Origin of the sequence: Mesorhizobium sp. M4A.F.Ca.ET.020.02.1.1 (assembly GCF_004022645.1) — a bacterium.
In the GTDB taxonomy this organism is placed as follows: domain Bacteria; phylum Pseudomonadota; class Alphaproteobacteria; order Rhizobiales; family Rhizobiaceae; genus Mesorhizobium.
In genome coordinates, this window is sequence record NZ_RZOI01000384.1 from 1 (window position 1) to 5,715 (window position 5,715).

At 64.9% G+C, this 5,715-nt stretch carries 7 protein-coding genes; 1 reads left to right on the forward strand and 6 read right to left on the reverse strand.

The window, feature by feature from the left end:
* From EN742_RS21775 to EN742_RS21795, 5 genes are all read right to left on the reverse strand, one after another.
* On the reverse strand, positions 1–820 hold an 820-nt coding region (locus tag EN742_RS21775), incomplete at its 3' end, for a hypothetical protein (RefSeq protein WP_128333260.1).
* Between the two features lie 297 nt (positions 821–1,117).
* A complete protein-coding gene (locus EN742_RS21780) occupies positions 1,118–1,525 on the reverse strand; it encodes a TadE/TadG family type IV pilus assembly protein (protein ID WP_126055396.1) in 408 nt (135 codons plus the stop codon).
* Positions 1,515–1,955 carry a TadE/TadG family type IV pilus assembly protein gene (locus EN742_RS21785; RefSeq protein ID WP_126055397.1) on the reverse strand — a complete coding sequence of 147 codons (441 nt, stop codon included), beginning with the start codon at positions 1,953–1,955 and terminating at the stop codon, positions 1,515–1,517. The genes EN742_RS21780 and EN742_RS21785 overlap by 11 nt, the downstream gene beginning before the upstream one ends.
* 4 nt (positions 1,956–1,959) lie before the next feature.
* Positions 1,960–3,210, reverse strand: coding sequence for a pilus assembly protein TadG-related protein (locus EN742_RS21790; protein WP_245492373.1), 1,251 nt, complete (start codon positions 3,208–3,210; stop codon positions 1,960–1,962).
* Positions 3,211–3,335: 125 nt separating this feature from the next.
* Positions 3,336–3,572: a hypothetical protein gene (locus tag EN742_RS21795; protein WP_126055398.1), complete on the reverse strand. Its 237-nt coding sequence runs from the start codon at positions 3,570–3,572 to the stop codon at positions 3,336–3,338.
* Between the two features lie 292 nt (positions 3,573–3,864).
* Here EN742_RS21795 and dinB point away from each other — a divergent pair, with 292 nt between their 5' ends.
* Entirely contained in the window at positions 3,865–5,118 is a 1,254-nt protein-coding gene (dinB, locus tag EN742_RS21800; RefSeq protein ID WP_126055399.1) for a DNA polymerase IV, read from the forward strand.
* Positions 5,119–5,135: 17 nt separating this feature from the next.
* Here the strand turns inward: dinB and EN742_RS21805 are convergent, their stop codons facing one another.
* Complete coding sequence (locus EN742_RS21805) at positions 5,136–5,480, reverse strand: excalibur calcium-binding domain-containing protein (RefSeq protein WP_127407384.1); 345 nt, start codon at positions 5,478–5,480, stop codon at positions 5,136–5,138.
* Positions 5,481–5,715: the final 235 nt, after the last annotated feature.

The window sequence follows — 5,715 nt, forward strand, 5'->3', positions numbered from 1 at the left end:
GATCGGAGGTCGTGTCATCGGTCGTCGCCGCGGCGGCGTCCTGCTCCGCCAGCTTGGCGGCTACCTGGTCGATCTTGTCGTCGAGCACGCCCGTGGCCCACTCTGTGACCTCGTCGTCGACCGGCTTGTTGGCCATCTCGGCAAGCGCCGCGTCGAGCGATGGGACTTCGGCAGCGGCTTCGTCGGCCGCGGTCTGGGCCGCGGCGGCTGCCGCTTCGGCGTCAGAGATGGCAGTCTCCTGATCGGCGATCTGCCCTTCCAGATCGGCGATCTGCGCGGCCTTGGCCGCCTCCTCCTCGGGCGTTGCCGGCGTCAGCGCATTCGCCTCGGCGAGCTGCTCGTTGAGGTCGGCGAGTGCGGCCTGGGCGTCGATGACCGCCTGATTGGCGGCTTCGACCGCGGCCTGGGCGTTCTGGGCATTCGCGGATGCCATCACATAGGCCTGCACTGCGGCGAAGTTCTTGCTCTTGGAGTTCATGTAAGCGTTGATGTTGCGCTGCAGCGAGTTCAGCCGGCCGAGCTTGGCGTGGAGATTCTTCTCCTTGGGCGTGGCGGCGACCTCGACGTCATCGACGGCGGCCTGCGTCTTCTTGCCTGACTTGGCCGATGCCGACTTGCCATGCGTGCTCTTGCCGTGCGTGCCGGAATTGCCGTGCGTGCCGCTCTTGCCGGAATTGCCGCCGCCACTATTGCCGTGGCTGCCGCCACTGTTGCCATGGCCGCCGCCGTTGCCGCCGCCATTGCCGTTGCCGGCCAGCGCCGGAGAGGCCAGGAGCGCGAATGCGGCCACCGCCGCCAATAGGGTTTTTCGGGTTGTCATAGTACCTCCTCGGGGATTCGCCACCTCGCCTACCCGCTATAGCAGTGTCGTATGCAAATTTGCTAATTCGAAGAAGTAAACTTTAGACAAATATAGTAGCGATGCGCGACCAACGCGCCGAGCGGAACGGGTAAGATATTGAAACCAAAGAGGATTATGGCGAACCAATAGCGACTGCACCCTTTGGACCGCAGAAGCCCTATACTGATCAGACCTTGGTCCTAACTGATCATGGGACGCAGTTACGCCAGCAACATCTTGCAGAACACCAAGTGAAACCTTTTGGCGGCAAGATGCTCAGCTTGCAACCAAAGGTACAGTGACTGTCGTTGCGTAATTGATCGGATACTGGTCGAAATACGGGAACTCGATGACGAAGGCGTAGCTGGCGGTCAGGTGCGCCATCTTGAAGCCGCCGCTGGCGGGATCGGTCGCTATCGTCACGACGACGTTCTTCAGGCCCAGCGCCAGCAGTTTCTGTGTGGCGATCGCCTGGATCTGGCTCTGCGAGAGCGTGTTGTTGAGCTGCAAGGCGCGGGCCGACGTTTCCAGCGTGTAGCGGACGGTCGACGTGGCATTGAACGACCAGCCGAACGCGAAGATGCCGAACAGCAGCATCACCAGGAACGGCGCGATCAGCGCGAACTCCAGCCCGGCGCCGCCGGACCGGTCGCCGAGCCATCTGGCGATCCGTTCAGCGGACACGGATCACCTCCTGATGGGTCATGACGCGCGGATCCGGAAAGATGCCGAAATTGAACGGCGGCACCCAGGTGCCCGTCGCCGTGATCTGGATGAAGGCATTCGGCAGCTTGGTTCCGCCGCAGATCGTAGTCTCATCCACCACCGTGGTGCCGCACTTGTAGGATCTGACCAGCACGACCGCGGCATCTTCGGGCTTGTTGTCCCAGCTCGAAAACGCGACCGCCTGCGTTCCCGCGTCATTGGTCGCGCCGGCCATCACCAGATTGGCCGCGGTTTTGACACCGGCGCGCATCTGCAGGTAGCTCGTCACGTAGGACCAGCCGTCGGCGATGCCGAGGCAGACGAGGCACAGGATGGGCAGCACCATGGCAAATTCCACGGCGGCTATCCCGGTCTTGTCCCGGAAGATGCGTGCGACCCGCTCACCCATCCGGCTACTCGACGAGCTGAACGGACTGCGCCGCCGGAATGTCCTTCATTCCGTAGCTGGTGCAGTCCTGCTTGATGGTCGTGCTGCCGGACCACTGGATGGTGTCGGCGACGACCTGGGTGCAGCCGCCGTTCCCGGAGAAATTGCCGAGGTAGTTGACCTGCTGCCTGGGGAAATAGATGGCGCCGGTCAAAAGCGAGTCCGCCGTGCCGTTGAACGTGCTCTGCGCCGCGGTCCCCGTCCTGTCGCCGTAGAACAGCACGCCGGAATAGGTGCCGGAGGTCGGCGCGCTCAGGTTCACCGTGGCGTTGCCGTTCATGCTGACGGTGTTGCTGCCGGACATGAAGATGGTCACGCCGGTGCAGGGTGCGGCGCAGGTGATGACCGCGTTGGCGTTGATCTTGAAACCGCCCTGCACGACATAGACACCGGAAGAAAGCGCGACATTGCCCTTGAGGTCCATGCCGCTGCAGTAGGTGCCGGCCTGGAGCGTTTGCGACGTCTTGTTGCCGTTGACATTCCTGCACGGGTTGGTGGCCGCGGGCGTCGGCAGGCTGGCGTAAGGATCGGCGGCAGGCAAGGCCTTGGTGACGTTGGAGCTGCAGGTCGTGGTCGCCGGATTGTTCAGCACCATGCCACCGACGGTGACAAGGCAGTCGGCCTTGAGCGCGGCCGATCCCTGCGTCCTGATGGCGTCCGCAGCAACCGAATTCGACATGATGACGCAGCCGGTGAGGTTGACGCTGGTGTTGCCGGAGAAGAGCGCCGCCTGCGGGGCCGACTGATTGAGCGCCTGGACGCAGGCCTTCGAGGCGTCGGTGATCAGCGCTACCGCCCTCGCCCGCTGCGGAACCGGGCTGCTGTTGAAGATGGCCGTGAAATAGCGATCGAGCTGCTGGTTGACGATGACCTCGACCGCCTTCTTTGCGGTGTTGGGGCCTGAAGACGGCGGCGTGTTGACCTGGATCGTGCCAGCAAAGCCGTTGGTGGTTGCCGAGGTGGTGGAGGCGGCGACGATGGTCGGGTTGTCCGAACCGGCGACCTTTTCCAACGCGCCCGCATAGGCCGCGGCATCGGCCACCGCCTGCAGCTTCAGGCTGCTGTAGTACCAGAGCGAGGTCTCGACACCGAGGCCGGCGCCGCCAACGACCACCGGCAAGGCGAAGGCGAAGATGACGGCGACGTTGCCGCCCGCGCCTCTGCGTCCCAGCAGGCGGTGAAAGTGATCCATGAAGAAACGGGCGCGCAATGCCATGCCACCATATGAGCAGGCATGCATAAACGAATGCCTAAGATTTTCGCTCGACTTGTCGCGGGCGGCGCTTGAAGGGCCGATTTTTCAAAGACTTGCCGCAAATGGCGCGTCTTTGATATAGCGGCTTATGGCGCCCTGAGGATATCGGCGCCCGGCTGCTCGTCGAACAGCACGGAACAGCCGCGTTCCAGCGCCACGGCCGACAACTCGTTCGCCACCATCTCGTCCGGCGAAATGAAATCCCCGGTCAGCACGCGCAATTCCTCCACTGCCCGTGCCATCGAAACCAGGCGTCCGGCGGCACGGCCGGTGACGCAGGCATTGACGATATAGACGAGGTCTGAAATCTCGAAATGGCCCATGTCAGGCCTCCCGCAAACGGCGTCCCTATCCGTCAACAACGCCGCCGGCCAGACGATGTTCCGGTCTTCGGCATCGTACCTCGTCATGCTGCACTGCGCTGCGACGTCCCCCCAAAGTGACAAAAAAACGAGATTCCGACAAGATTGCGCATCCTCGCCGTTGGCCGCGACGAATGCCCTCGCCGGCCCCTCGGCGCCGCTTGACAACAGACCCTGTTTGTTCTCTTTTTGTTCGACAAAAAATTCCTTAAAACAGGCCCTGCTAATGCTGCAACGCCGCAAGGTGAACGGGATGGCGCAGGGCGCAGAAGCCACCATCCTGCATGCCGATCTCGACGCCTTCTATGCCTCGGTCGAGCAGTTGCTCGACCCCTCGCTCAGGGGCAAGCCGATCGCCGTCGGCGGTGGCGTGGTGCTGGCCGCCTCCTATGAAGCGAAGGCCTTCGGCGTGCGCGGCGGCATGCCCGGCCGCAAGGCACGCGAGCTTTGCCCTGAACTCATCTTCGTCGGCGGCCACTTCAGCGAGTACCAGCGCCTCGGCGACGCGGCGATCAAGGTGCTCGACGATTTCACGCCGCTGGTCGAGCGGATATCGATCGACGAGGCCTTCGCCGACGTCGCCGGCTGCACGCATCTGTTCGGGCCGCCCGACGAGATCGCCCATGCCATCCGCCGCCGCGTGAAGGCTGAGCTCGGCCTGCCGATCTCGATCGGCGTGGCGCGCACCAAGCATCTGGCCAAGATCGCCTCGCAAGTCGCAAAACCCGACGGGCTTGTCGTGGTCGAGCCCGGCACGGAGCTCGCATTCCTGCACGACCTGCCGGTCACGCTGATGTGGGGTGTCGGCCCGGCGACCAGGGCGCGGCTGGCCGACATCGGCGTCGAGACCATCGGCCAGCTCGCTCGCACCCATGGCGGCGCGCTGAAACGCCTGCTGGGCCCGGCCGCCGGCGAAAAGCTCGCAGCGCTTGCCTGGAACCGCGACCCGCGCCGGCTGGAAACGCACCGCCGCGCGCACTCCGCCGGCGCGCAGTCGGCGCTTGGGCGCAAGCCGGCGCTGCCGCGCGTCTTCGTGCCGACGCTGCTGCATCTCGCCGACCGCGTCGCCAGCCGCCTGCGCGCCAAGGCGCGGCCCGGCCGCACCGTAACGGTGCGCGTGCGCTTCGCCGACATGCGCGCCGTCAGCCGCTCGGTGACGCTGGAGCAGCCGATCCAGGCCACCGCGATGCTGGCCGAGATCGCCGAGGAACTGGTGCGCGGCGTGCTCGCCGCCAATGCGCAGGAGCGGGAGATTTCGCTGCTTGCCATCTCTGTCTCGCATCTGGAGGAAAGTGCCGAGCTGCAGCTCGAACTGCCGCTCGGCCTCGCCGACGAGAAGCTCAGGCCCGGCAGCCGCAAGGGCCTCGCCCGCTTCGGCGCCGACCGCGCCATCGACAAGATCCGCCAGCGTTTTGGGCGGGAGGCGGTCGGCTACGGCACGGTGGCGCTGGAAGCAGCACGCTCGGTGCCGGATGCGTTCAGGGAGCTGGCCGAGAAGGAGCTGTAGCTGGCCGATCGCCAACCCTACCGGCGACCGGTGCTCCAGTAGCGGTGGACCCTGACGCCGCCGGCGCTTCCGCCGCGCCATGGCTCGCAGGCGATCCCGTCACGGTCGGCATCATGTGTCGGCCAGTAGCCGGGTTGCCCGCGACGCGCCGGAGCCAGACCAACGAAGCGAGCGGCGGTACAGTTCGGGAAAGCGGCAAGGTGCCTGAGGGCTGTCACCGGCGAGTCGATCCGGATCCCGACAAAGCCGTAAACGACATAGCCGGACAAGAGGATGAAGGGTGCAAAGAGAGCTACCGATCTCAGCCTGCCCAGCCTGTAATGATGACGAGGTGCAGGCCAACGCAAGAATGGTAAAAGCATTCTTCACGCCCCCCGGTTAGTGCCTAAAAAAGCGTAACCTAGGCCGCCCGCCGCGACAACCAGTCATGCAAGGATGTGCGGAGGCCGGCCGCGATCCCTTCTATGCTGGCGGGACAGCGCCCCCCTCCTGGTCTGCCGACCCGAGGCACTGCCAATCTCCCCGTCGGGGAGATGGCCGGCGGGACAGAGGGGGCTCGGCGGCGGGTGGCGCCCTGCGAGGACCCTCTCCATCTGC